Raw genomic sequence first — 22,651 nt, forward strand, 5'->3', positions numbered from 1 at the left:
CGAGGAGATTGCAGTGCGCACACCGAATATCCCGGACGGTTTCGACCTCACCGATCCCGCCGTGTACGAAGCCCGGCTGCCCGCCGAGGAGTTCGCGGACCTCCGCAGGACCGCGCCGGTCTGGTGGGCAGCCGGCACCGCGTCCGGCCGCGCCCGCGGCGCCGGTCCCGGCTGCCCCGCCGGTCCCCGCACCTGCGGCACCGGCAGCGCCTGCGGCACCCGCCGCGAGCGCGGCTCCGGCGGCCCCCGCAGGTCCGAAGCCCGGCCCGAAGCCGCCGCGCGTCGGTAACAACCCGTACTCCTCGGCCCCGGCCGAGCGTCCCGCGCCGCGTCCGGCCCCTGGTGCACCCCGTCCGGGTGCCCCGCGTCCGGCCCCCGGCCAGGGCGGTCCCCGTCCCGCGCCCGGCGCACCGCGTCCGGCCGCAGGTCAGGGCGGTCCCCGTCCGGCTCCCGGCCAGGGTGGTCCGCGTCCGAGCCCCGGCTCGATGCCTCCTCGCCCGAACCCGGGTGCCATGCCGTCTCGTTCGGCACGTCCCGCTCCCGGTGCCGGTAGGCCCGGAGGCGGCGGCGGTCGTCCCGGCGGTCCCGGCGGTCGTCCGCCCGGTGGCGGCGGATACCGCGGTGGCGGAGCTCCCGGCGCAGGTGCAGGCACGGGCGCTCCCGCCGGTGGCGCTCCCGCCGGTGGTTTCCGCGGTCGTCCCGGTGGCGGCGGTGGCCGTCCCGGCCAGCGCGGTGCCGCGGCAGGCGCGTTCGGTCGCCCCGGTGGTGCCGTTCGTCGTGGCCGTAAGTCGAAGCGGGCGAAGCGCGCCGAGTACGAGAGCATGCAGGCTCCCGCAGTCGGTGGCGTCAGGCTGCCTCGCGGCAACGGCGAGACCATCCGTCTCGCCCGCGGCGCGTCGCTGTCCGACTTCGCCGACAAGATCGATGCGAACCCCGCAGCACTCGTGCAGGCGCTGTTCAACCTCGGCGAGATGGTCACGGCCACGCAGTCGGTGAACGACGAGACCCTCGAGCTGCTCGGCGGCGAGATGAACTACGTCGTCCAGGTCGTCAGCCCGGAGGACGAGGACCGCGAGCTGCTCGACTCGTTCGACCTGACCTACGGCGAGGATGCCGGTGGCGAGGAGGACCTCGAGTCCCGTCCGCCGGTGGTCACCGTCATGGGCCACGTCGATCACGGTAAGACCCGACTGCTCGACACGATCCGTAAGGCCAACGTCCGTGAGGGCGAGGCAGGCGGCATCACCCAGCACATCGGCGCCTACCAGGTGCTGACCGAGCTGGACGGCAACGAGCGCCTGGTCACCTTCATCGACACCCCCGGTCACGAGGCCTTCACGGCCATGCGTGCCCGTGGTGCGAAGGCCACCGACATCGCGATCCTCGTGGTCGCGGCCGACGACGGCGTCATGCCGCAGACGGTGGAGGCGATCAACCACGCCCAGGCGGCCGACGTGCCGATCGTGGTCGCGGTGAACAAGATCGACAAGGAGGGGGCAAACCCCGACAAGATCCGCCAGCAGCTCACCGAGTACGGCCTCGTCACCGAGGAGTACGGCGGAGACACCATGTTCGTCAACATCTCGGCCAAGCAGGGCACCAACATCGATGCCCTCCTGGAAGCGGTGTTGCTGACCGCGGATGCCTCCCTGGATCTGCGCGCCAACCCGGACATGGACGCCCAGGGTGTCGCCATCGAGGCGCACCTCGACCGTGGTCGCGGCCCCGTCGCGACCGTGCTCATCCAGCGCGGAACGCTGCGGGTCGGCGACTCGATCGTGGCGGGCGACGCCTACGGACGCGTTCGCCGGATGGTCGACGAGCACGGCAACGACGTGCTCGAGGCGCTGCCGTCGCGTCCCGTCCAGGTGGTCGGTTTCACGTCGGTCCCCGGTGCAGGCGACAACCTGCTCGTGGTCGACGAGGACCGCATCGCCCGGCAGATCGCGGATCGTCGCAATGCGCGTAAGCGCAACGCGCTGGCCGCGCGCAGCCGCAAGCGGATCAGCCTCGACGATCTCGATGCAGCGCTCAAGGAGACGAGTCAGCTCAACCTCATCCTCAAGGGTGACAACTCGGGCACCGTTGAGGCGCTCGAGGAGGCCCTGCTCGGCATCCAGATCGACGACGAGGTGCAGTTGCGCGTCATCGACCGCGGTGTCGGTGGCGTGACCGAGACGAACGTGAACCTGGCCTCGGCCTCGAACGCGATCATCATCGGCTTCAACGTCCGGGCCGAGGGCAAGGCAACGGAGCTGGCGAACCGCGAGGGCGTCGACATCCGGTACTACTCGGTGATCTACCAGGCCATCGACGAGATCGAGAAGGCCCTCAAGGGCATGCTCAAGCCGATCTACGAAGAGGTCGAGCTGGGCAAGGCGGAGATCCGCGCGATGTTCCGCTCCTCGAAGGTCGGCAACATCGCCGGCTGCCTGGTCACCTCCGGGTCGATCAAGCGCAACGCCAAGGCACGCCTCCTCCGCGACAGCGTCGTGGTTGCGGAGACGGTCACCATCTCCTCGCTCAAGCGGGAGAAGGAGGACGTCACCGAGGTCCGCGAGGGCTACGAGTGCGGCCTGACCGTCACCTACAACGACATCAAGGTCGGTGACGTGATCGAGGCGTACGAGCTTCGCGAGAAGCCGCGCGACTGAGCAGTGTGACACCTCGTGCGCGCCCCGTCGACCGCTGGTCGGCGGGGCGCGCACTGGGCAGACCGACGGGAGGCTCGTTGTATCTCGGCGCTCTTGAGCTGGACATCCTGCTGGGCGACGTGCGTTCGCTCAAGGAGAAGCGGTCTGTGGTCAAGCCCGTGATCGCTGCCCTGGCCCGATACGGGGTGTCCGTCGCCGAGACCGGCGAGCACGACCGTTACCGGCGTTCACTGCTCGGTGTCGCGGTCGCGAGTGCTGACGTCGGCCATCTCACCGAGGTGCTCGACACCTGCGAGCGTCACGTGGCGGGCCGACCCGAGTTGCAGTTGCTCGCGGTACGGCGAAGGATCTTCGGACCCGAGGATTGACTCGGTGTCCGCATGGAATTGAATGGCTACAACGACGGCAATGCCGTCGGATGATTTCGAGAAGGGACATCCCGTCATGGCAGATCCGGCGAGAGCGCGCAAGCTGGCGAAGCGCATCGCGACGATCGTCGCGTCGGCGATCGGGGGCGAGATCAAGGATCCGCGCCTCGACTTCGTCACCATCACCGACGCCAAGGTCACCGCGGACCTGCACGACGCGACCATCTACTACACGGTTCGTGGTGTCGACCTCGAGACCGAACCCGACTACGAGGGTGCTGCCGCCGGCCTCGCGAAGGCCACCGGATCGCTGCGCTCCAAGGTGGGCGCCGGTACCGGCGTCCGGTTCACCCCGACCCTGACCTTCGTCGCCGACACCGTGCCCGACACGGCCCGGCACATGGAGGAGCTCCTCGCCAAGGCCCGCGCGGCCGACGACGAGGTGGCCCGTGCACGGGCGAACGCAACGCATGCGGGCGAGGCCGATCCGTACAAGGAGCCGCGCTCGGTGGACGACGAGGACGACGACCGGGTCGGCGAGGACGACTAGGGCCCGGGATGACCGTGACCGAGCAGAACTCTGACGTCGACCTGGCAGGCGCGGTCGGGCTGCTGTCCGCCGCCACATCGGTGACGGTGCTGTGCCACATCCAGCCGGATGCGGACACCATCGGCAGCGGACTCGCCCTGGCGATCGTCCTCGAGCGCAAGGGCATCCCCGTTCAGGTGGCATTCGCCCGGCCGGACGAACTGCCCGAGTCGATGAGCGGCCTGCCGGGAACACACCTGCTGGCGGCGGCCTCGGACGTCAAACCCGAGGTGGACCTGTTGGTGACGGTCGACTGCGGTAGCCGCGGTCGGCTCGGTCACCTCGCCGATCGCTTCGACGGCGCGCGCACCAGCCTGGTGATCGATCACCACCGCTCCAACACCCGGTACGCCGAGCACAACCTGGTCGACGAATCGGCCGAGTCGACGACCGCGATCCTCGCGCGCCTCCTCGACGAGTGGGGCGTGGAGATCGATCGGGACATCGCACACTGCCTGTACGCCGGCCTGGTCACCGACACAGGTTCGTTCCGCTGGGTCCAGCCCGGTACCCACCTGCTGGCCGAGCGGCTCATCGACACCGGCATCGAATCGGCGGAGATCGCCCGCGTGCTGCTCGACACCCATCCGTTCGGCTGGCTGCCGATGCTCGCCGCGGTACTCGGCTCGGCGCAGTTGGTCCCCGACTCCGCCGAGGGGCTGGGGCTCGTGTACGCGCTGCTCCGGCACGAGGACACCATCGGGATGCGCTCCGAGGAGATCGAGAGCGTGATCGACATCGTGCGGACCACATCGGAGGCGGAGGTCGCCGCCGTGCTCAAGGAGACCGCACCCGGTCACTGGTCGGTGTCGCTGCGGTCGAAGGCCGCCGTCGATGTCTCGGTCGTCGCCGCTCGGCTCGGCGGGGGCGGACACCGGTTCGCGTCCGGGTACACCGCGGAGGGCGACAGCGAGTACGTCGTCGCCGCGCTGCTCGGCGCCCTCTCCTGAGAGACCTTGGCTGAGCAGACCGCCCGGCGGAGCCGGGCCGAACCGTCCGCCTCGCGGATTCTGGGGCTCGCGCTGCCCGCACTCGGCGTGCTGGCCGCCGAACCGCTGTACCTGCTCTTCGACATCGCGGTGGTCGGCAGGCTCGGCGCGCTCGCGCTGGCCGGGCTGGCCGTCGGCGGGCTGATCCTGGCGCAGGTCAGTACCCAGCTCACCTTCCTGTCCTACGGCACCACCGCCCGCGCCGCCCGGATGCACGGCTCGGGCGACGAGGCGGGCGCGGTCCGCGAGGGCGTGCAGGCCACCTACCTGGCCGTGGGCATCGGGCTGGGGATCATCGCCGCGGTCCAGGTCCTGGCCGAGCCGGTCACCTCGCTGATCGCCGGCGGTGGTGACATCGCCGCGGAGGCGCTGTCGTGGCTGCGCATCGCGGTGTTCGGCGCGCCCCTGATCCTGGTGGCGATGGCGGGCAACGGCTGGATGCGCGGGGTCCAGAACACGGTGCGCCCGCTGCGCTTCGTGCTGGTGGGACTCGGGCTGTCGGCCGTGCTGTGCCCGGTTCTGGTGCACGGCCTCCTCGGCGCGCCGCGCTGGGAGTTGATCGGCTCCGCGGTCGCGAATGTCGTCGGGCAGGCCGTCACCGCGGTGTTCTTCGTCGTGGCGCTGCTGCGGCAGGCCCGCTCCGCGGGCTTGGGGGTTTCCCTGCGGCCGGACTCGGCGGTGATGCGGGCCCAGATCGTGCTCGGCCGGGACCTGATCCTGCGGAGCCTCGCCTTCCAGGCCTGCTTCCTGTCGGCGGCCGCCGTCGCGGCCCGGTTCGGGGCGGCCGCGGTCGCCGCCCATCAGGTGGTGCTGCAGCTCTGGAACCTGGTGGCGCTGACCCTGGACTCGCTCGCGATCGCCGCGCAGACGTTGGTCGGTGCGGCGCTCGGTGCGGGCAGGGCGGCCCAGGCGAAGGGGCTCGCGCGCCGGCTCACCGAGTGGTCGACGGTGTTCGCGGTGGCGCTGGCCGCGGCGTTCGCGCTCGGGCACACGGTGATTCCGGAGCTGTTCACCGACGACGTAGCCGTCCTCGGCCAGATCGACGTCATCTGGTGGTTCTTCGTCGCGATCATGCCGGTCGCCGGGGTGGTCTTCGCGCTGGACGGGGTGTTGCTCGGCGCGGGCGACGCGCCGTTCCTGCGCAATGCGACGCTCGGTTGTGCGATCGTCGGATTCCTGCCGCTGATCTGGCTCTCGCTCGTGCGGGACTGGGGTCTGGCGGGAATCTGGTCGGGGCTTACGGTGTTCATGGTGCTGCGGATGCTGGCCGTCGTGTGGCGGGTGGGTTCCGGCCGATGGGCAGTGACCGGTGCCGATATTCAGGCGGGAAGGTAGTGCACGTGACGCGCAAGCTGTGGGCGGTGAGCGACACCCATGTAGGGCATCGTGGGAATCGTCCGATCACCGAGGAGCTCTACCCGGATTCGCCGGAGGACTGGCTGATCCTCGCTGGCGACGTCTCGGAGAAGACCGACGACATCGCGTGGGCGCTGAAACTGCTCCGCAGCCGGTTCGAGAAGGTGATCTGGGTGCCCGGCAACCACGAACTGTGGACCACGGCCAAGGATCCCGTCCAGATCCACGGTGCGGCCCGATACGACTACCTGGTCGCGATGTGCCGCGAGCTCGACGTGATCACGCCCGAGGATCCCTATCCGGTGTGGGAGGGCGAGGGCGGCCCCGCCACCCTCGTTCCGATGTTCCTGCTCTACGACTACACGTTCCGGCCGCCGGGATCGATCTCCAAGGCGCACGCGCTGCAGATCGCGCGGGACAAGAACGTGGTCGCCACCGACGAGTTCCTGCTCTCCTGCGAGCCGTACAGCACCAGGGAGGCGTGGTGTCACGCCCGGGTGGAGTCGACCCGGGCGCGGCTGGACGCGCTGGACCCCACCATCCCGACGGTGCTGATCAATCACTTCCCGCTGGTCCGCGAGCCCACCTCGGTGCTGTTCTACCCGGAGTTCTCGCTCTGGTGCGGCACCGAGCTGACGGCCGACTGGCACACCCGGTACAACGCCATCTGCAGCGTGTACGGCCACCTGCACATCCCGCGCACCACCTACTACGACGGCGTCCGCTTCGAGGAGGTCTCGCTCGGCTATCCGCGTGAGTGGCAGCGCCGTGGGATGCCCGAGCGGCTGCTGCGCCAGATCCTGCCGGTGCCGGAGTACCCGCCGGGCACGCTGAACAAGTGGGGCGGCCACTTCAAGGTCACCCCGGAGCAGGAAGCCGAGTTCGATGCGATGAGGGCGGGGCGCGCGTGATCGAGAAGATTCTGCCGACCGGCGTCGCGTTCGCCGAGCTGTTCGAGGATCCGCCGGGACTCGTGCCGCACCCGCAGGAGGAGTCGCTGATCTCCAGGGCGGTCGAGAAGCGCCGCCGCGAGTTCACCAGCGCGCGGCACTGCGCGCGGGTCGCGCTCGACAAGCTCGGCATGGACCCGGCGCCGATCCTCAAGGGCGAGCGGGGTGTTCCGCTGTTCCCGCGCGGGGTGGTCGGCAGCCTGACGCATTGCGACGGCTACCGCGGCGCGGTCCTTGGCTACTCGATGCAGGTGCGGTCGGTCGGCATCGACGCGGAACCGCACGGCCCGCTGCCGGACGGTGTCCTCGACGCGGTCAGCCTGCCGGAGGAGCGCACCGCGATCGCGGCCGCCGAGGCGGGCGTCGTGCACTGGGACCGGATCCTCTTCTGCGCCAAGGAGGCGACCTACAAGGCCTGGTTCCCGGTGACCGGACGCTGGCTCGGGTTCGAGGACGCGCACATCACCTTCACCCTGTCCGAGGCCGCAGAGGGCGCGGCGGCGGGCACCTTCCACTCGAAGCTGCTGGTGCCGGGGGAGGCGACGTCGGGCCCGCCGCTGACCTCCTTCGACGGCCGCTGGATGGTCGCCGACGGCCTGGTGATCACCGCGATCACCGTCCAGTAGTCTCGAAACCCGTGTCTTCTCACCGCAAACCGTCCTCCGGCCTCGTTGGCGCCGGGCTGCTGATCGTCGACAAGGACGCGGGGATGACCAGCCACGACGTCGTGGCGCGGTGTCGCAAGATCCTGAACACACGCAAGGTCGGGCATGCGGGCACCCTCGATCCGATGGCCACCGGCGTGCTGGTGCTCGGCGTCGAGCGGGCCACCAAGCTGCTCGGGCTGCTGGCCCTGACCACCAAGGCGTATGCGGCGACGATCCGGCTGGGCCAGTCGATGACCACCGACGACGCCGAGGGCGAGCTGATATCGGAGGCCGACGCCTCCGCCGTCACCGACGCCGAGATCGCGGCCGTGATGGCCACGCTGACCGGCGACATCTCCCAGGTCCCGGCCAGCGTCAGCGCGATCAAGGTGGACGGGCAGCGGGCCCACAAGCTGATCCGCGCGGGCGAGGAGTTCGAACTCAAGGCCCGGCCCGTCACGGTGGACCGGTTCGCGCTGACCGAGACCAGGCGCGACGGACCGTTCGTCGACCTCGACGTGGAGGTCGAGTGCTCGTCCGGAACCTATGTCCGGGCGCTGGCCCGCGACCTGGGTGCCGCGCTCGGCGTCGGCGGACACCTGACCGTGCTGCGGCGCACCCGGGTCGGCCCGTTCACCCTGGAGCACGCGCGCACCCTCGAGGCGCTCGCCGAGGACCCGGCGGTCAGCCTCGACATCGATCAGGCCGCCCAGACCGCGTTCGCCCACCGGCAGATCACCGCGGACGAGGCCGAGTCGATCAGCCAGGGTCGGTGGCTCGAGCCGATCGGGATCCCGGGCACCTACGCGGCCATCGACCCGGGCGGCCACACGATCGCACTGCTGCAGGAGCGCGGCAGGCGAGCCAGCTCGGTGATGGTGGTCCGCCCGGCGACGCTGCGCGAGCACTGACGCTCAGCGGGTGAGGAGCCGCCGCAGCTCGGCCGTGATCGTCTCGGGTGACTCCTCCGCCATGAAGTGGCCGACGGCGAGCGTGCGGTGCACGAGGTCGGTTGCCCAGGCGCCCCAGAGGGCGGCCGCGTCGTACCCGAGCCGGGCGCCCCAGTCCTGCTGGACCACCAGCGTCGGCATCGGGAGGGTTCGGCCCTGCGCGCGGTCGGCGCGGTCGTGCTCGAGGTCGATGCCCGCCGAGGCGCGGTAGTCCGCCACGATCGACGGCACGGCCTCGCGCGATGCCCGCAGGTACTCGGCGCGGACCTCCGCCGGGATGGCGTCGGGGCGGCCCGTCCAGCCGTCGAGGAACGACCCGAAGAACCCGTCGGCGGTGCTCTCGATCATCACCTCGGGCAGACCCGCCGGCTGGGCCATGAGGTACAGGTGCCACGCGACCCGCGCGTCGGCGCCGCGCAGGATCTCCCACATGTCCAGCGTCGGCAGCACGTCGAGGGTCGCCAGGTGTGTGACCGCGCCGGGATGGTCGAGCGCCGTCCGGAACGCGACGAGGGCGCCGCGGTCGTGCCCGGCGAGCGCGAACCGCTCGAACCCGAGCTCGCGGGCGAGCGCCACGACGTCGGAACCCATCGTGCGCTTGGCGTAGGTGCTCTCATCCGTTGCGATCGGCTTGTCGCTCGCGCCGTAGCCGCGCAGGTCGGGGCAGATGACCGTGTGGTCGTGCGCCAGGTCGGCGGCGACGTGCCGCCACATGAGGTGCGTCTGCGGGAAGCCGTGCAGCAGGACAATCGCGTCGCCCTGTCCGCCGACCGCCGTGTGGAGCGCGACGCCGTCGGCCGCGCGCACGTGTCGGGTCTCGAAGCCGGGAATGGTGGGGGTCATCGGATTCCTTCGTGGGAGGGGATCTTGTGGGGGACGCCCACGAGCCTCCGGCACGCCGATCAGCACCGGATCAGTGCCGATCCGGCAGGCATGTCCGCCCGGTCCCGCGTTTACGCTGGCGAGGTGCGGGACGACGGGCGGGCGAGCGGCGAGGCCCGGGTCCGTGTCCTAGGGCCGACGGCCGCCTGGAACGACGACGGGACCCGGCTCGACCTGCGCGGTCCACGGCACCGGGAGCTCCTGGCCCGGCTGGTAGCCGCGCACGGACGCGCCGTGCCGGTGGCGACCCTGGTCGACGACCTGTGGGACGACTCGCCTCCGGCCCGCGCCGTGGGGACCGTGCGCACCTTCGTCGCGGACCTGAGGGCTGCGCTCGAGCCCGCGCGGCCGGCCCGCTCTCCCGCGCGCGTCCTGGTGACCGAGGGCAGCGGGTATGCCCTGCGGCTGCCCGACTCGGCCGTCGATGCCTGGAGTGCCGAGGCCGCGGTGGCCGGTTCGGTGGACGCCCCCGCCGAGCGTGTCGTGCGTGCGCTCGGGCCGGTCGTCGTCGACTGGCCCGTCGACTCGTACCCCGACGTGGCGGACCGTGCATGGGCGGGGCCCGAGCGGGTGCGGCTCGCAGCACTGCGCTCGATCGCGGTCGAGCGGCTGGTCGGCGCGCTCACGGAGACCGGGCGCGCCGACGAGGCCGTGACGCTGGCGACCCCGCACGTCGACGCGTCCCCGTGGCGCGAGGAGGGCTGGCGGTTGCTGGCCCTTGCCCTCTACCGCGCGGGTCGGCAGGCGGAGGCCCTCGACGCCCTGCGCCGCGCGCGTGCGGTCCTGCGCGACGAGCTCGGCCTCGACCCGTCCGCGGCGCTCACCGGCCTGGAGGCGGACATCCTGCGGCACGACCCGCGCGTGCAGGAACCTGAGGACGTGTTCCGGCGCGTCGCGGACGACTCCCTGCGCGTGCTCGGCCCTGGATCGCGCGCCCGTCTCGAGACCACCGTGAGCATGCTCCGCCGGATGGCCGTGTCCGCCCCCGCTCCCGCCGAGCCGCACGAGGATCTGCTCGCCGCCGGGACGGCCGCGGAGGAGCTCGGGGACCCGGTCCTCACCGCACGGGTCCTCGGGGGCTTCGACGTGCCGAGCGTCTGGCCGCGCAGCGACGACCCGGAACGCTCCGGGCAGCTCGCCGCGCTCGCCTGGCGCACCCTGGCGGCCCTGCCCGACGACGCCGCGCCGACCGCCAGGGCGAGGCTGCACGTGCTGGCCGCCGTCGAGACGCGCGGACTGCCAGGGACATCGGGCCGCGCCCACGCCGAGGACGCGGTCCGCCTCGCCCGCGAGCTCCACAACCCGGCGCTGCTGTGCTCAGCGCTCGGCGCCCTCGCCGTGCACACGTGCGACCGTGCCGGGCTCGCCGCCGAGCGCGACCGGATCGGCGCGGAGATCATTCCCCTCGCGCGCACCCACGACCTCCCGACCCCGGAGGTACAGGGGCTGCTGCTGCGCCTACAGGCGGCGGGCGCTCTTGGCAGGTCAGGCGACGGCGACGCGCTCGCCCGTGAGATCGGGGCCGTCTCGGCCCGCCACGAGCGCCCGCGCGCGCCCGTCCTCGTCGCCTGGTACCGCGCGATGCGCGCGGCAGAGGACCGGGCTCCGGATGCCGCGGACCGCTATGCCCTGGCCGACCGGGCGCTCCGGGGAGCGGGCATGCCCGGCGTCGCGGACGGCCTGCTCCCGCTCGCGCTGCTCGGGCTCGACCTGATCCGCGGGCGCACAACCGAAGTCGCGACGGACGGCTGGGGGCCGTACGTCCCGTGGGTGCGACCGCTCGCCGTCGCGCGTGGTGGCGACCCGGACGCGGCGCGGGCGCTCCTCGACGGCCTCGCCGCCCCGCCGCCAGGACTGCTGCTCGAGGCGCTGTGGTGCGTTGTCGCCCAGGCGGCGCTGGAGACGGGTCACGAGGGCGTGGCGGACCGCGCACGCGCGGCCCTCGCCCCCGCGCGCGACGAGGTCGCAGGCGCGGGCAGCGGGATGCTGACGTTCGGACCGGTCGCGGACTGGCTCGCGCGGCTGGGGTGCTGACGGCGCCGCGCGGGCGAGTCTGGATGTCATGTCGCGTGCTGTGATCTCTGACGTGGCGTTGGCCGTGATCGGGCCGCTGTTCCCGATGGCGAAGGCGACTGGGAGTCAGGCGCAATTGCGGACGTTATCGGCTAGAGGTGTACCGCCGTACGGACAAGGTCGGCGACGGCTTGGGATCTGCTGTGTGGTGGCCAGGCGATGACGGTCGTGACGGCCGGTGCGTCCGGCACGGGCACGATGGCGTGATCGCCGCGTAGCTGTGCTCGGAGCGATTCGGGCATGAGCGCGCAGGCCCGGCCGAGCGTGATCAGCTGGGTCAATTGGGTATGGTCGCGAACCTTCGGGCCGGGGCCGTCGGGATAACTCCCATCCCGTCGAGGCCAGCGTGGCAGGGGCAGGTCCGTCATGGCGTTGACCTCGGCCATCGACATGTGGGGTCGGTTGGCAAGGGGGTGCTCCGCGGGCAGGACCACGACCTGGTGTTCGGTGTGCAGGTCCTCGGTGTCGAATCCGGCCGTCGTGTCGTAGGGCAGCTGGAGCAGAGCAACGTCGGCACGCCCGTTGCGTAGCAGGCCTTCAGGTTCGCCGGGCCCGCAGAGCATCACCTCGACTGCGACAGCGGAGGGGTCGGCGGCGTAGGCGTCCAACAGCTTCGACAACAGTTCTCTGGACGCTCCTGCCTTGGCGGCCAGTACCACGCCGGCCCGGTCGGTGGCGGCGCGGCGGGTGCGGCGCTCGGCGGCTTCGACCGCTTCGAGGGCCAGCCGGGCCTCCTGCAGAAGCACCGACCCCGCCTTGGTCAAAGTGATTGCGCGAGCGGTGCGGTGCAGCAGGACGACTCCGAGCCGCCGTTCGAGCTGCTGGATGGCTCGCGATAGTGGTGGTTGTGCGATCGAGAGCCGTTGTGCCGCCCGTCCGAAGTGCAACTCCTCGGCGACGGCGACGAAGTATCGCATCTCCCGCGTCTCCACCAGGCCATGGTATCCGGCGATGACCACGACCAATACCCGTGCGGTATCGCCGCCCACCCGATCGGTCTTGGACGCTGCACCCGGAATCGCGGCACGATCGGCGGTGTGAGTGAACAGACGATTGCGCTGGTGACCGGCGCGAACAAGGGAATCGGATACGAGATCGCCGCTGGCCTGGGCGCGCTCGGCTGGCGAATCGGTGTGGGCGCGCGTGATCGGCAACGCCGCGACACCGCGGTGGAGAAGCTGCGCGCGGCTGGGACCGATGCGTTCGGTGTGCCGCTCGACGTGACCGACGACGCAAGTGTGGCCGCGGCGGCCGAATTGATCGTCGACCATGCCGGAGGGCTAGATGTTCTGGTCAACAATGCCGCGATCACCGGCGATGTGCCGCAGACACCGACCACGGTCGATCCCACGACCGTGCGAATCGTCGTGGAAACCAACGTGATCGGGGTCATGCGGGTGACCAACGCGATGCTGCCGATGCTGCGCGCCTCGGCGTCACCGCGAATCGTCAACATGTCCAGCAGCGTCGGCTCGCTCGCCCTGCACACCACACCTGGCGTCGACATGGGCCCGGTTCCCGCCGCCTACTTGGCCTCGAAGACCTTCCTCAACGCCCTCACCATCCAGTACGTCAAGGAACTGGGTGACACCAACATTTTGATCAACTCCGGCTGTCCGGGTTTCACTGCCACCGACCTCAACGGTTTTCGCGGTGTCCGTACACCGCAACAGGGTGCGGCCGTCGCGATTCGCCTCGCGACCTTGCCCGACGACGGCCCGACCGGCGGATTCTTCGACGACGCGGGAACGGTGCCCTGGTGACACGACATCCAGACTCGCCCGCAGGGCACCAAAACGGGTTTGGCAACACGCCCTAGCCCGAATCGGGCGAATCCTCGACCCGCACCCCCGGCCGCAGGAGTCGCCAGGCCAGCACCAGCAGCGCCGCGACGCCGAGCAGGAGCAGCAGGGCTGTCGTCGGGACGGCGTCGCCGAGCCGCATGACCTGGGTCTCCAGCGTGAAACCGGTATCGGCCCCGACGGTTCCGGCCAGGGCCGAGGTGCCGTCGGACACGAGGAACAGGACGCCGACGGCAATGAAGAAGACCCCGGAGATCAGCGATGTGGTGTGCAGGTGGAAGCGGCCGACCGTGATGGCCCGACCTCGCAGCCAGCGGCGATGACCCAGATCGAAGCGATCCCAGAGGATCGCCATCAGGAACAGCGGCATGGCCATCCCGAGGGCGTAGACGGCCAGCAGTGAACCACCGTGGAGGGGAGAGGAACTCAGCGCCGCAACGGTGAGGATCGAGCCCAGAATGGGGCCGACACAGAACCCGGACAGGCCGTAGACCATGCCGAGCAGGTAGACGGCGCCACCCCTGTCGGAGCGGCCGTGCTCCGCCATCGTGCGCTGCGCGAACTCGAATGAGAAACCGCGGCCGAGGATCTGGAGGATGCCCAGCACGATGATGGTCACCCCGCCGATGGTGATCACCGTGTCGCGGTGCCGGGTCAGCACCCCGCCCAGGAGGGAACCGGCCGCGCCCAGCGGCACGAGAGTCGTGCACAGGCCCAGGTAGAACGTGCCGGTGCGGGTGAGCAGCTTGCCGGTGGAGTTGAAGGAGTAGGCGAAGAAGCTGGGCAGCAGCAGCGCGCTGCACGGGCTGAGCAGGGCGAGGAGCCCGCCGAGGAAGGCCGCGCCGTAGCCGATTCCGAAGCCCACTACCGACCCGCCTCGGTGTCATCCTGGAGTCCGGCTTCGATGACCGCGATCATCTGCTCGATCGGACGCGCGCCGAGGACCGGCCTGCCGTTGATCAGGAAAGCGGGGGTGGAATTGATGCCGATGCCGACCGCCTCGTCGACATCGGTGGTGACGGCGGCGCGCGCGGCGTCGGAATCCATGTCGGCGCGGAACCTGGTCAGGTCCGCGACTCCGACTTGCCCGGCCCATTCGGTCAGCCGATCGGCGGTGTAGACGCCGGTGTTCTTCTTGGCGGGCGAGTGTTCGAACATGATCGCGTGCATTTCCGGGAACTTGCCCTGTTGCCCGGCCGCCCATGCGGCGCGCGCCGCGAGCTCGGATTCGTCGCCGAAGATGGCGAGGTTGCGCCATTCGATCCGCAACTGGCCGCTGTCGACGTACTTCTCGATCAGCGCGGGCTCGGTGTTCTGTGCGAACTGGCGGCAGAACGGGCACTGGAAGTCGGAGTACTCGATCATGACCACGGGTGCGGTCACCGAGCCCCGTGCCATCGGATCGGCGGCGTCGCGGCGCGCGAATGCGGCCAGCTGTCGGTACATCTCGCTCTCGCCGGACTGCGTCGCCGCGGCCGTGTCCGGCCGTTCGGACTCGGTGCGATCACCGATCTGTGAGATCGCGAGGAAGAGCAATCCGACCGCCGCGAGGAGGGCGAGCGCCGCGCCGATCTTGCGGGCGGGTGAACCGGGGCGAAGCGGTGTGGGAGCGGACTTTCTGGCACGACTCTGGGAACGGTTGGACATGGGGGATGGCTCCTGACTGGGCGCGCGCCGACTCGGTTGGCGCGCGAAACCGCGAATTGAGGACATGACGAAGCCCGGCCCGAGCACCGCCCATCGGGGCGACGTCGAGGCCGGGAACGGTCGTCTAAATTCGCAGAATTGTGGTCAGGTCCAGGGCCGGCGACGGCGGACCGTTCGTGTCGACCGGTCCGGAGCCGGTGTGGATCGAGCGCCCGAGCATCACCGGCGCGGGTGCGTGGTGGGCGGCGAGCGGAATCCGAAGGTCCTCGCGATGGGGAACCCCCGCCTGGATCGGCGCGACCGGGGCGGCCGGATCCTTGCGACAGGCGGGCGACTTGCCGATGGCATCGCGTTGATCGGCGGTGACCGGCGCGGAATGAGCGAGCGCGGAACCGTCGGCGACCACGGTCCGCTCGGCGAGCGGGCAGGCCGCGATGATCCCGATGATCAATCCGAGGAATGCGGTCAGCACGCCGCCCAGCAGCATGGTCCTGCGCCGCGGAGAGGGCCGCCGATGCGACCCGGATCGGGAACTCACTCGCCGCACCAGGTCAGCCCTCGACGAGCCAGATCGCCTCGGCGGCCGGATTGCCCAGGTCAACGGTGTCGTCGACGCCGTCCCCGAGCCGGACCGAGACGGTGCCTGCGAAGTCGCGCCGCTCGACCACAGTGATCGTCAGGTCGAGGGCGATCCCCACCGTGTCGAAGTACCGCAGCATTGCCGGGTCGGAGTCGGAGATCCGCGCCACCCGGCCGCTCTCGCCGTCCGCGAAATCGCTGAGCTGCCGGGCGGGCGGGGTCGGGATCGCGCCGTCGGCGGTCGGGATCGGGTCGCCGTGCGGGTCCCGCTCCGGATGGCCCAGCTTCGCGTCGATCCGGGCGATCATCAGCTCCGAGACCGCGTGCTCGAGGACCTCGGCCTCGTCGTGGACCTCGTCCCAGCCGTAGCCGAGCTCGTTGACCAGGAAGGTCTCGATCAGCCGATGCCTGCGGACCATGCCGATCGCGGCGGCCCGGCCCCGGTCGGTCAGCGCGATCGATCCGTAGCGGGCGTGGTCGACCAGACCCTGGCCCGCGAGCTTGCGGATCGCCTCGGACACGGTGGAGGCAGACACCCCGATCTTCTCGGAGAGCATCTTCGTCGAGACGTGCTCGCCGGACCATTCGCCGGCCGTCCAGATCACCTTGAGGTAGTCCTGCGCGACGGTGGTCAGGGATTCCGGCGCCGCCGCGCTCCCGGTCTCGCTCGGTCCACTCTTGCTCTCGGCCACGATCATGAGCTTAGGCAATGCACGCCTGCGGGTGTGAGCCGACACTCTCGGGACCCGGGGTCGGGGGACCGGACAGGGGGATTCGCGGGGGATAGGGGCTCGGGACACGGGCCTGCCCCTATTCGACCCCTAACGCGTGTCCGGCATCCCACCAGAGCCCCTTAGCGCTGGTATCAATATGCGATGACCTCCACGATGATGACCGACACGACGACCACCGACGAGGTGACGGCTGCGTCGGCGCCCTCGGGTGGCCCCACGGCTTCCGCCCCGGTCTCGACGGCTCGGCTCACCGCCGACGAGCGCCGCCGCCAACTGATCGAGTGCGCGCTGGACATCGCCGAACGCGGCGGGATCGGGGCGGTCACGGTGCGGGCGATCGCACGGGAGGCTGGCATATCCCTGGGGATGGTGCACTACTGCTTCGCTAGCAAGGAAGCGCTCCTCACGGAGATGGCGGAGCGGCTGGTGTACGAGCTGAGCACGGCCTCGCAGATGGTGCTGGCCGCGGTGGGCCATGCAACGCAGGCGGACGGCCGGGCGGGACTGCGTGAGTTCGTCGGGATCGGGCTGAAGGCCATGTGGTCGATCGTCGAGGCCAATCCGAACCGCAGGTTGCTGACCTATGAGATCGCCACGCATGCCATGCGCCTGCGCGAGGCGGGATCGCCGGATGCGGGCGATGTCGTCGGCGAGCAGTACCGGATCATGGACCGCGAGGTCACGGCGTTTCTCGTCGAATGTGCGGACCGCACCGGGATGGTCTGGACGGAGCCGGTCGCGTCGATCGCGCACCGCAGCCTGTCCATCGTCGACGGTCTGGTGCTGCGCTGGTTGGTCGATCGGGACACCGATGCGATCGCCCTCGGGCTCGTCGAGGTCGCGAATGCGATCGCCGCGAAGGCCGTCGAGTCCTGAGCCGAAGGTGACGCACTCGGACCGGGGCCGTAGGCTGCCACTCGTGCAGAGATGGCGTGGTCTCGACGAAGTGCCTGCCGACTGGGGTCGTTGCGTTCTCACGATCGGCGTTTTCGATGGCGTGCACCGTGGGCACGCGCAACTGATCAGCAGAGCGGTCAAGGCTGCCAGCGAGCGTGGAATCGCAAGTGTGCTCATGACTTTCGATCCGCATCCGGCCGAGGTCGTGCGCGCGGGAAGTCACCCAGCGCAGTTGACGACGCTCGCGCGCAGGGCGGAACTGGCCGAGGAACTCGGCATCGACGTCTTTTGCGTGATGCCGTTCACCCCGGAGTTCATGAAGCTGACCCCCGAGCGCTACGTGCACGAGATCCTCGTGGAGCGGCTGCACGTCGCGGAGGTGGTGGTCGGCGAGAACTTCACCTTCGGGCGCAAGGCGGCCGGCAACGTGGACCTGCTGCGCAAGACCGGCGAACGGTTCGGCTTCGCGGTCGACGGGGTCAGCCTGCTGGCCGAACATGCGGTGACCTTCTCGTCGACGTACATCCGTTCGTGCGTGGACGCGGGCGACGTCGCGGCCGCGTCCGAGGCGCTGGGTCGACCACACCGGGTCGAGGGAGTGGTGGTGCACGGTGACGGGCGCGGCCGCCAGCTCGGCTTCCCCACGGCGAACATCGCGCCCCCGATGTACTCGGCGATCCCCGCGGACGGCGTGTACGCGGCCTGGTTCACCGTCCTGGGTGCCGGACCGCTGACCGGAACCGTCGTTCCTGGCGAGCGGCACCAGGCGGCGGTGTCGGTGGGCACCAACCCGACCTTCTCCGGACGCACCCGCACGGTCGAGGCGTTCGTGCTCGACGGTGAGGCCGATCTGTACGGCCAGCACGTCGCGGTCGACTTCGTCGAGCGACTGCGCGGCATGGAGAAGTTCGACTCGGTCGATGAACTCGTCGCGCAGATGGGCCGGGACGCGGAGCGCTCGCGCGAGATCCTGATCGAGGCGGACCTGCGTCACGGCGAATAGTTCGCCCCGTATGCCCTGGTAGTATCTCCTGTCGGTGTGTGCTGCGGTCCGCGGTGGCCGCACCAACTGGGGCGAACACCTTCGTGTGCGAGCCCCGGTTCCAATCACGCGGACGTCAGTTACAGGAGATTCACAGTGGCTTTGACCACCGAACAGAAGAAGGTCGTCCTCGGCGAGTACGGCCTGCACGAGACCGACACCGGTTCGCCGGAGGCGCAGGTGGCGATGCTCACCAAGCGCATCGTCGACCTCACCGAGCACCTGAAGAAGCACAAGCACGACCACCACTCCCGCCGCGGCCTGCTGCTGCTGGTCGGACGCCGTCGTCGCCTGCTCAAGTACGTCCAGAAGGTCGACATCGCGCGTTACCGCTCGCTGATCGAGCGTCTGGGCCTGCGTCGATAATTCGGCGTACACGGTGACCCGCGACACGTTGCGGGTCATCTGGACGTGAACTTCCCGGTAGCCAGCGAGCCGAGTGCATAGACTTGGCCTCGCTGGCTACCGGCGTTTTTCACGCCGCAGCTTTAGCATCGGATCCACGGGATCCAGCCGTACGTACCTGAAGCCGTGGCGTCGGTCCTCGGTAGTGGTCACTCGGACGCGTCGATCTCACGACGGCGCCAATCCGGAGGGCTTCGATCGATGACCGCCTCCGCGCAGCGATGTTCCCGCCCGCCTCGGGCGCTGGACCGTCGTGATGGTGCGCGTCGCCGCCAGGAGGGCTGCGACGCCCGCACACGGATACGGCAAAAGACGAGAGGACGAGAAGAGAAAAGATGACAGAGAATTCCGCAGTAGAGGTCGACGAGGGCGTGTTCGAATCCACCGCCGTGATCGACAACGGGAGCTACGGCACCCGCACCATCCGTTTCGAGACCGGTCGTCTCGCGCAGCAGGCCGCAGGCGCCGTCGTCGCCTACCTGGACGACGAGACCATGCTGCTGTCGGCCACCACGGCCAGCAAGCACCCCAAGGAGCACTTCGACTTCTTCCCCCTCACGGTGGACGTCGAGGAGCGCATGTACGCCGCCGGCCGCATCCCCGGCTCCTTCTTCCGTCGTGAGGGCCGTCCCTCCACCGACGCGATCCTGACCTGCCGTCTGATCGACCGGCCGCTGCGCCCGTCCTTCGTCGACGGCCTGCGCAACGAGATCCAGGTCGTCGTCACGGTCCTGAGCCTGGACCCGAAGGACCTATACGACGTGGTCGCGATCAACGCCGCCTCGGCGTCGACGCAGATCGCCGGCCTTCCGTTCTCCGGCCCGGTCGGTGGCGTGCGTGTCGCGCTGCTCACCTCGGACGAGAACAAGAAGGGCCAGTGGGTTGCCTTCCCGACCGTCGAGCAGCTCGAGACCGCGGTCTTCGACATGGTCGTCGCCGGCCGCATCGTCTCCGGTTCCGGTGACGACGCCGACGTCGCGATCATGATGGTCGAGGCCGAGGCCCCCGCACACGTGATCGAGCTGATCGAGGGCGGCGCGCAGGCGCCGACCGAGGCGATCGTGGCCGAGGGCCTCGAGGCAGCCAAGCCGTTCATCGCGCGTCTGTGCACCGCGCAGCAGGCACTCGCCGCCAAGGCCGCCAAGCCGACCGGCGACTACCCGGTGTTCCCGGCCTACCAGGACGACGTCTTCGCCGCCGTGGAGAAGGCCGCAGCCGACAAGCTCAGCGCCGCACTGACCATCGCGGGCAAGCAGGAGCGCGACGACAAGACCGACGAGATCAAGGTCGAGGTCCTCGAGCTGGTCGCCCCGAACTTCGAGGGTCGCGAGAAGGAGATCGGCGCGGCGTTCCGCTCGCTGACCAAGAAGCTCGTGCGCCAGCGGATCCTCAAGGACCACTTCCGCATCGACGGCCGCGGCATCACGGACATCCGTTCGCTGTCGGCCGAGGTCGCGGTCATCCCGCGGGCCCACGGCTCCGCGCTGTTCGAGCGTGGCGAGACCCAGATCATGGGCGTCACCACCCTCGACATGGTCAAGATGGCGCAGCAGATCGACTCGCTGGGGCCCGAGACCAGCAAGCGCTACATGCACCACTACAACTTCCCGCCGTACTCCACCGGTGAGACCGGTCGCGTCGGCTCGCCGAAGCGTCGCGAGATCGGCCACGGCGCCCTCGCCGAGCGCGCCCTGATGCCGGTGCTGCCGAGCCAGGACGAGTTCCCGTACGCGATCCGTCAGGTCTCGGAAGCGTTGAGCTCCAACGGTTCCACCTCGATGGGTTCCGTCTGTGCCTCGACCCTGTCGCTGCTCAACGCCGGTGTGCCGCTGAAGGCTCCGGTCGCGGGCATCGCCATGGGCCTGGTCTCCGACCAGGTCGACGGTGAGACCCGGTACGTGGCGCTGACCGACATCCTCGGTGCCGAGGATGCGTTCGGCGACATGGACTTCAAGGTCGCGGGCACGAAGGACTTCGTCACGGCGCTGCAGCTGGACACGAAGCTCGACGGCATCCCGTCCAAGGTGCTGGCAGGCGCGCTCTCGCAGGCGCACGATGCCCGCACCACGATCCTCGAGGTCATGGCCGAGGCCATCGACACCCCGGACGAGATGAGCCCGTACGCCCCGCGCGTCACGGCCATCAAGGTGCCGGTGGACAAGATCGGCGAGGTCATCGGGCCCAAGGGCAAGATGATCAACTCGATCACCGAGCAGACCGGTGCGAACATCTCCATCGAGGACGACGGCACCGTGTTCGTCGGCGCCACCGATGGTCCGTCTGCGCAGGCCGCGATCGACATGATCAACGCCATCGCCAACCCGCAGCTGCCCAAGGTGGGCGAGCGCTTCCTCGGCACGGTCGTCAAGACCACCGCCTTCGGCGCGTTCGTCTCGCTGCTCCCGGGCCGCGACGGACTGGTGCACATCTCGAAGCTGGGCAACGGCAAGCGGATCGCCAAGGTCGAGGACGTGGTCAACGTGGGCTCCAAGCTCCGCGTCGAGATCGCCGACATCGACAACCGTGGCAAGATCTCGCTGATCCCCGTCGAGGACGAGTCCTCGGCATCGGACGCGCCTGCTGACGCGGCCGCCGACGAGGCGACCGACTCGGAGTAGATCCGGCCCTATCGGCTGGTTGAACACCGGTGCTCCCGCGCGCACGCGCGGGAGCACCGGTGTTTTCGAATCCCACCCGGTGTGTACTGTTTGAGCCCCACATCCGCACAGCTGACGAGGACCGTAGACCCACTTCATGGCCGCACACAATCGCAGTCGAACCTCCGCACTGACGACCAGATCCCAGGACTTCGGAGTCCGGCGAACCGTGCTCCCCGGCGGTCTGCGGGTGGTCACCGAGCACATGCCGGGCGTCCGCTCCGCGTCGGTTGGCGTGTGGGTCGGGGTCGGGTCTCGCGACGAGCAACCGTCGGTGGCGGGAGCCGCGCACTTCCTCGAGCACCTGCTGTTCAAGTCGACCCCGACCCGCAGTGCTCTGGAGATCGCCCAGGTGGTCGACGGCATCGGCGGCGAGCTCAATGCGTTCACCTCCCGCGAGCACACCTGCTTCTACGCGCACGTGCTCGACGACGACCTGCCGCTGGCCATCGACCTGGTCAGCGATGTCGTGTTGCGTGGACGCTGCCGCTCCGACGACGTCGACGTCGAGCGCCAGGTGGTGCTCGAGGAGATCTCGATGCGCGACGACGACCCCGAGGACCTGCTCGGCGACGACTTCCTGACCGCGCTCTTCGGGGACCACCCGGTGGGCCGCCCGGTGATCGGCAGCGTCGAGTCGATCGAGTCGATGTCCCGGACCCAGCTGCACTCGTTTCACGTCCGCCGGTACACGCCGCCGCGGATGGTCGTCGCGGTGGCCGGCAATGTGGACCACGACGAGACCGTCGCACTGGTGCGGCGCAGTTTCAAGGGGCATCTGACCAGGGGACCGAAACCGGCGGAGCGGCGCGAGGGCCTGCTGCGGCTGCGCACCGTCCCCGAGCTCACCCTGCGGGGGCGCGACAGCGAGCAGGCGCACCTGTGCCTTGGTGTGCGCGCCTTCGGGCGGCACGAGGGTCACCGCTGGGCGCTGTCCGTGCTGAACACCGCCGTCGGTGGTGGGCTCAGTTCCCGTCTGTTCCAGGAGATCCGGGAGTCGCGAGGCCTCGCATACTCGGTGTACTCGAGCATCGACACGTTCGCGGACAGCGGGGCGTTCTCGGTGTACGCCGGGTGCCAGCCGGAGAACCTCGGCGAGGTCACGACGGTGATCCGCGAGGTGCTCGCGAACGTCGCGGCCAACGGCATCACCGACGACGAATGCGCGCGGGCCAAGGGGTCGATCCGCGGCGGACTGGTTCTCGGACTGGAGGATTCCGGCTCCCGGATGCACCGGATCGGCCGCAGCGAGCTGAACTACGGGAACCACCGCAGCATCACGGAGACGCTGGCACGGATCGACGAGGTCACCACCGAGGAGGTGCGTGAGGTCGCCGCGATGCTGCTGAGCCGGCCGTTCGGCGCCTCGGTCGTCGGCCCCTACAAGCGCAAGAGGGACCTGCCCGCCGCCGTCCGCGGAATCGTCTGAC

General features: G+C 70.0%; 21 protein-coding genes. 15 read left to right on the plus strand and 6 right to left on the minus strand.

Going from position 1 to position 22,651, the window contains the following annotated elements:
* Window positions 1–8 precede the first annotated feature (8 nt).
* The 8 genes from infB to truB all read left to right on the plus strand — a co-directional run bounded on the left by infB (window position 9) and on the right by truB (window position 8,464).
* Window positions 9–2,654: a translation initiation factor IF-2 gene (gene infB / locus FCG67_RS24325; protein ID WP_425467886.1), complete on the plus strand. Its 2,646-nt coding sequence runs from the start codon at window positions 9–11 to the stop codon at window positions 2,652–2,654.
* 77 nt (window positions 2,655–2,731) lie between these two features.
* The gene (locus FCG67_RS24330) at window positions 2,732–3,022 is read left to right on the plus strand and encodes a DUF503 domain-containing protein (RefSeq protein ID WP_097211154.1); all 291 of its coding nucleotides are present in this window, start codon (window positions 2,732–2,734) and stop codon (window positions 3,020–3,022) included.
* A 76-nt stretch (window positions 3,023–3,098) separates the two neighbouring features.
* Entirely contained in the window at window positions 3,099–3,572 is a 474-nt protein-coding gene (gene rbfA / locus FCG67_RS24335; protein ID WP_136912149.1) for a 30S ribosome-binding factor RbfA, read from the plus strand.
* A gap of 8 nt (window positions 3,573–3,580) precedes the next feature.
* Window positions 3,581–4,561, plus strand: a complete 981-nt coding sequence (locus FCG67_RS24340) for a DHH family phosphoesterase (RefSeq protein ID WP_136912150.1) — start codon at window positions 3,581–3,583, stop codon at window positions 4,559–4,561.
* Window positions 4,562–4,567: 6 nt separating this feature from the next.
* The gene (locus FCG67_RS24345; protein WP_136912151.1) at window positions 4,568–5,935 is read left to right on the plus strand and encodes an MATE family efflux transporter; all 1,368 of its coding nucleotides are present in this window, start codon (window positions 4,568–4,570) and stop codon (window positions 5,933–5,935) included.
* Between the two features lie 5 nt (window positions 5,936–5,940).
* A complete protein-coding gene (locus FCG67_RS24350) occupies window positions 5,941–6,867 on the plus strand; it encodes a metallophosphoesterase family protein (protein ID WP_097211324.1) in 927 nt (308 codons plus the stop codon).
* Complete coding sequence (gene npt, locus FCG67_RS24355) at window positions 6,864–7,532, plus strand: 4'-phosphopantetheinyl transferase Npt (protein WP_136912152.1); 669 nt, start codon at window positions 6,864–6,866, stop codon at window positions 7,530–7,532. The genes FCG67_RS24350 and npt overlap by 4 nt, the downstream gene beginning before the upstream one ends.
* A gap of 11 nt (window positions 7,533–7,543) precedes the next feature.
* The gene (truB, locus tag FCG67_RS24360; protein WP_136912153.1) at window positions 7,544–8,464 is read left to right on the plus strand and encodes a tRNA pseudouridine(55) synthase TruB; all 921 of its coding nucleotides are present in this window, start codon (window positions 7,544–7,546) and stop codon (window positions 8,462–8,464) included.
* A gap of 3 nt (window positions 8,465–8,467) precedes the next feature.
* Here the strand turns inward: truB and FCG67_RS24365 are convergent, their stop codons facing one another.
* The gene (locus FCG67_RS24365) at window positions 8,468–9,346 is read right to left on the minus strand and encodes an alpha/beta fold hydrolase (RefSeq protein ID WP_136912154.1); all 879 of its coding nucleotides are present in this window, start codon (window positions 9,344–9,346) and stop codon (window positions 8,468–8,470) included.
* Window positions 9,347–9,469: 123 nt separating this feature from the next.
* On the opposite strand from FCG67_RS24365, the gene FCG67_RS24370 reads away from it, so the two are divergent.
* Entirely contained in the window at window positions 9,470–11,419 is a 1,950-nt protein-coding gene (locus tag FCG67_RS24370) for an AfsR/SARP family transcriptional regulator (protein WP_246045267.1), read from the plus strand.
* Between the two features lie 131 nt (window positions 11,420–11,550).
* Here the strand turns inward: FCG67_RS24370 and FCG67_RS24375 are convergent, their stop codons facing one another.
* Window positions 11,551–12,375 (minus strand): LysR family transcriptional regulator, encoded by an 825-nt coding sequence (locus tag FCG67_RS24375; RefSeq protein ID WP_246045268.1) that lies wholly within the window; start codon window positions 12,373–12,375, stop codon window positions 11,551–11,553.
* On the opposite strand from FCG67_RS24375, the gene FCG67_RS24380 reads away from it, so the two are divergent.
* Window positions 12,340–13,221, plus strand: coding sequence for an SDR family NAD(P)-dependent oxidoreductase (locus FCG67_RS24380; protein WP_246045269.1), 882 nt, complete (start codon window positions 12,340–12,342; stop codon window positions 13,219–13,221). The two genes, FCG67_RS24375 and FCG67_RS24380, sit on opposite strands and share 36 nt — an antisense overlap.
* A 52-nt stretch (window positions 13,222–13,273) precedes the next feature.
* Here FCG67_RS24380 and FCG67_RS24385 read toward each other — a convergent pair whose 3' ends face one another.
* From FCG67_RS24385 to FCG67_RS24400, 4 genes are all read right to left on the minus strand, one after another.
* The gene (locus tag FCG67_RS24385) at window positions 13,274–14,125 is read right to left on the minus strand and encodes a cytochrome c biogenesis CcdA family protein (protein ID WP_097211160.1); all 852 of its coding nucleotides are present in this window, start codon (window positions 14,123–14,125) and stop codon (window positions 13,274–13,276) included.
* Window positions 14,125–14,907: a DsbA family protein gene (locus FCG67_RS24390; RefSeq protein ID WP_136912156.1), complete on the minus strand. Its 783-nt coding sequence runs from the start codon at window positions 14,905–14,907 to the stop codon at window positions 14,125–14,127. Before FCG67_RS24390 ends, FCG67_RS24385 begins: the two co-directional genes overlap by 1 nt.
* Before the next feature lie 124 nt (window positions 14,908–15,031).
* The gene (locus FCG67_RS24395) at window positions 15,032–15,445 is read right to left on the minus strand and encodes a hypothetical protein (protein ID WP_136912157.1); all 414 of its coding nucleotides are present in this window, start codon (window positions 15,443–15,445) and stop codon (window positions 15,032–15,034) included.
* Between the two features lie 13 nt (window positions 15,446–15,458).
* A complete protein-coding gene (locus FCG67_RS24400) occupies window positions 15,459–16,184 on the minus strand; it encodes a metal-dependent transcriptional regulator (RefSeq protein ID WP_136912158.1) in 726 nt (241 codons plus the stop codon).
* A gap of 177 nt (window positions 16,185–16,361) precedes the next feature.
* Between FCG67_RS24400 and FCG67_RS24405 the strand changes: the two genes are divergently transcribed.
* From FCG67_RS24405 to FCG67_RS24425, 5 genes are all read left to right on the plus strand, one after another.
* A complete protein-coding gene (locus FCG67_RS24405) occupies window positions 16,362–17,096 on the plus strand; it encodes a TetR/AcrR family transcriptional regulator (protein ID WP_246045270.1) in 735 nt (244 codons plus the stop codon).
* Between the two features lie 43 nt (window positions 17,097–17,139).
* Window positions 17,140–18,120: a bifunctional riboflavin kinase/FAD synthetase gene (locus FCG67_RS24410; protein ID WP_211243317.1), complete on the plus strand. Its 981-nt coding sequence runs from the start codon at window positions 17,140–17,142 to the stop codon at window positions 18,118–18,120.
* A 135-nt stretch (window positions 18,121–18,255) separates the two neighbouring features.
* Window positions 18,256–18,525 carry a 30S ribosomal protein S15 gene (rpsO, locus tag FCG67_RS24415; protein ID WP_136912160.1) on the plus strand — a complete coding sequence of 90 codons (270 nt, stop codon included), beginning with the start codon at window positions 18,256–18,258 and terminating at the stop codon, window positions 18,523–18,525.
* Window positions 18,526–18,899: 374 nt separating this feature from the next.
* Complete coding sequence (locus FCG67_RS24420; RefSeq protein ID WP_136912161.1) at window positions 18,900–21,182, plus strand: polyribonucleotide nucleotidyltransferase; 2,283 nt, start codon at window positions 18,900–18,902, stop codon at window positions 21,180–21,182.
* A 136-nt stretch (window positions 21,183–21,318) separates the two neighbouring features.
* Window positions 21,319–22,650, plus strand: a complete 1,332-nt coding sequence (locus FCG67_RS24425; RefSeq protein WP_136912162.1) for a M16 family metallopeptidase — start codon at window positions 21,319–21,321, stop codon at window positions 22,648–22,650.
* Window position 22,651 lies beyond the last annotated feature (1 nt).

This window comes from Rhodococcus oryzae (assembly GCF_005049235.1).
GTDB lineage: Bacteria > Actinomycetota > Actinomycetes > Mycobacteriales > Mycobacteriaceae > Rhodococcus_G > Rhodococcus_G oryzae.